Genomic DNA, 3472 nt, shown 5'->3' with positions numbered 1-3472 from the left:
GGTGCGCCATCTTTGGTGTTGTTGTCAGTGTCGCCATTACTTGCTTCACCGTTGTTATCAACATCGCCTGGGATGCCAGTATCTAATTCAAAAGATTCGGTATCACCTGAAACGGCTGGATTATTGCCTTGTTGAATGGATACACCGACTTTATAATTACCATCAGCCGGTAAGCTTTCTTTAGGGATAGTAAGGTCAATTTTACCATTAGTTACTTCGTCACCTGTCACAGTGTGGCTGATTTGTTCTGTAGTACCATCTGGTTTTGTGATAGTCACAGTTACAGTAGCGCCTTCAATTGTACCTTTTGGTAAAATAATCTGAGTTTGAACACCATCTTCCAATTCTTTACCATTGATATAACCATCTTGAGCTTCTGGAATAATAATACCTGGTTTGCCTTCTACTTGGTCAATACCTGAGATTGCATCGCCTTCAGAACCTTTATTGCCTGAATTATCCGTTGCATTCGCAGTTACTTTAGTATTATCTTTTACTTTATCAGCAGGAATAGTGGTTTTACCTGTATTTTCATCAACAATTAAATTTGTATCTGTTGAGGTCCATTTACCATTATTACCTTTTTCCACTGTAGAGGTATGCTCAACACCATTTTCATCAGTATAGCGAATAGTTACCGTTTTGGTGTCTGCTTCACTCGGTGGCACAACATCTACGGAACCGCCTACGTTCGCAGTTACAGTTGGCGCTCCTGGAGGGGTTGTATCTTTACTACCACTACTGCTATCATGACCCGCAGCAATCGCAATACCCGCAATAGGAACAAGAGCTAATAACCACCAAGGATTAAACGCCCACATTGCAGACTTCAGCGCTTCTCCACCTAACGCTTGACCAACTGACACTTCCTGAGCTAATAAAGTTACAGCATCAGTTTGTACACCAGTTTCTGGTACATATGGGTAAAGATTTCCATTTTCATGTGTACCGACAAGCAAATTTGAATTATCTTGATCATAGTAATCTTCGATAATTAAATCTGGTTGTTCAATATCAGAACCTTCAAACGCAATTTGTAAATCATTACCAACACGCTTTGTGGTAATATTTTCAGGCGCATAGCCCGTGTTTTGATCAATTAATTGATAATTAACATCATTTTGTGCTTGTACACGAACTGCTTGCTTAAGATTTGTATTTAAATTAATGCTTTGAACTGTTTCAGATGCATTATTAATTTTTAGAATGATATTCATTATTCTAATTTTCCCTATCTATTAGTTATTTACTGTATGTAATTTAATTTCTACACGACGGTTTGGTTGATTACAGACTTGTAATTCAGATGTGTTACCAGCATGTTGTGCTTCGCAATTCGTGACTTTTAAATTTTGAGCACCGTAACCAGCTGCATGGACAAGATTAGATTTTACACCGCCATGAACCAATAACTCTTTTACGGTTTTTGCTCGTTGTTGAGAAAGTGTTTGGTTGTATTCAGCGCTACCTTGGGGATCAGTATAACCAGATACTTCAACCGAACGAATGTTTGCTGGATATTCCTGAATATCTTTTGCAATAGCGCGAATTTCATCACGTCCATTAGGAAGAATACTGTTAGCACTATATTGATCGAATGGGAATAATGCTGAAGCATTTAATACATAGCTTTTCGGCCCACAAGTATTTGCATATTCAACACGAGAGAGCGTATTGGCTTGGAATCTAGCATTAGCCATCTCTTCTTTTGCTGTATTTTGATCAACCTCTGTCATGGCAACATTGCCCATCTCATCTACACTCACTCGGAAATAAATTAATTTACCGCCTTCCAAGGTATAGTATTTACCGCCAGTGTGTTTAAAAACATAAGCAGGATCTTGCATCTTTGTAAATGCGCCAATACGTTGAGGCTGTGCACATACCACTACCTCTGAAAAGCCATTACGTTGTAATGATGTTTGATATTCACCATTTACAGCAATATTGACTGCTGGAGTAGACTCGCCACTGTTATCACGATAAACAACAATACCGGCATCAGTACTACTAATGTTTTCATTAAGAGATTTATTATCAAAATTTTGCCATTTTTCATTTGTTGCTGTACTACAAGCAGCTAATACGGCCGTCAAACTTACAACAAGTAAAGTTTTCTTTAAGAGCATATTTACACCTATTCGAATACGAGTTATTCATTTTATGAATCACCACTCAACACTTCGATAAAAAGTATTTTAGACAAGTGGCTTGCCGAATATATGTTTAAATAATAACCTTGTCAATAACTAAAATGAGAATAAAACCAAAATGGCGAAAAATATACTCAGTCATCGAAAAGCTGATTACATTGAGTGGATAAATAACCGAATTTAATTATGGTAATTAGCATAAAAGGAATAGTTATCCATTTTATAGAATAAAAAATGGCAGAGGAAAGCACCCTCTGCCATTGCAATTATTTTTCTTCTCTTTTCACTTCATCCCACAATATATCCATTTCAATTAAAGAAAGATCTTTAACTGATGAACCTCGTTCCAATGCTTTTTCTTCTACTTTACGAAAACGTTGTTCAAATTTATTATTCGCCTTACGCAAAGCCTCTTCCGCATTGCACTTGAGATGACGAGACAAATTAACCGTTGCGAAAAATAAATCCCCGATCTCCTCTTCTATTTTTTCTTGATTACGAGAAGTTTGATTGATTTCATCCCTTACTTCTTGCAATTCTTCTTCAACTTTAGCTAATACAGGTTCAACATCATCCCAATCAAAACCAATCTTTGAACATTGTTTTTGCATTTTTTGTGCTCTTAACAATGCAGGAAAAGCATTCGGAATATCATCTAGAATAGAGTATTTTTCTTGAACTGATTTCTCTTGTGCTTTGATACTATTCCAACGAGCTAATGCCTCTTCTTCATTTCCAGCTGTGGCATCTCCAAACACATGAGGATGACGACGAACAATCTTTTTAGAAATATCATTAAGAACATCATCAAATGTGAAATAACCATCTTCAGAAGCAAGCTGGCTAAAAAATACAACCTGTAATAAAAGATCACCAAGTTCTTCCCTTAAATTAGCAATGTCTTTCTTTTGGATGGCATCAATGACTTCATAAGTTTCTTCGGTTAAACAAGGAATCATTGATTCATAATTTTGTTTAAGATCCCAAGGACAACCGCCATTAGGATTACGTAATTGGGCAATTAATTGAATAAAATCTTGAATGGAATAATGCATAAGAATATCTCTGAAATACTAAAAATGCGATTAGTATAAAACGAATAGCAAAATAGACAATATTCTTAAAAAGATTAAATATTATTTGATATGAAATGATGGCAGGGGCGGAGAGGCTCGAACTCCCAACACCCGGTTTTGGAGACCGGTGCTCTACCAATTGAACTACGCCCCTATTGGTATTAAGAATTGGCGGAATGGACGGGACTCGAACCCGCGACCCCCTGCGTGACAGGCAGGTATTCTAACCAGCTGAACTACCAC

Annotated in this window: 3 protein-coding genes and 1 tRNA gene; all 4 read right to left on the bottom strand. The window is 37.0% G+C overall.

The window, feature by feature from the left end; all coding sequences use genetic code 11:
- Positions 1-1217, bottom strand: a 1217-nt coding sequence (locus ACXVWB_RS11135) for a BppU family phage baseplate upper protein (RefSeq protein WP_354669546.1), incomplete at its 3' end; no start/stop codon positions are given.
- A gap of 21 nt (positions 1218-1238) precedes the next feature.
- A complete protein-coding gene (locus tag ACXVWB_RS11130; RefSeq protein WP_289902532.1) occupies positions 1239-2129 on the bottom strand; it encodes an OmpA family protein in 891 nt (296 codons plus the stop codon).
- 290 nt (positions 2130-2419) lie between these two features.
- Complete coding sequence (gene mazG, locus ACXVWB_RS11125) at positions 2420-3208, bottom strand: nucleoside triphosphate pyrophosphohydrolase (protein WP_289902531.1); 789 nt, start codon at positions 3206-3208, stop codon at positions 2420-2422.
- Between the two features lie 99 nt (positions 3209-3307).
- A tRNA-Trp gene (locus tag ACXVWB_RS11120) sits at positions 3308-3383 on the bottom strand.
- Positions 3384-3472 lie beyond the last annotated feature (89 nt).

The organism is Haemophilus sp. SZY H53, from assembly GCF_054332375.1.
This window is presented reverse-complemented; position numbering and strand designations above follow the sequence as displayed.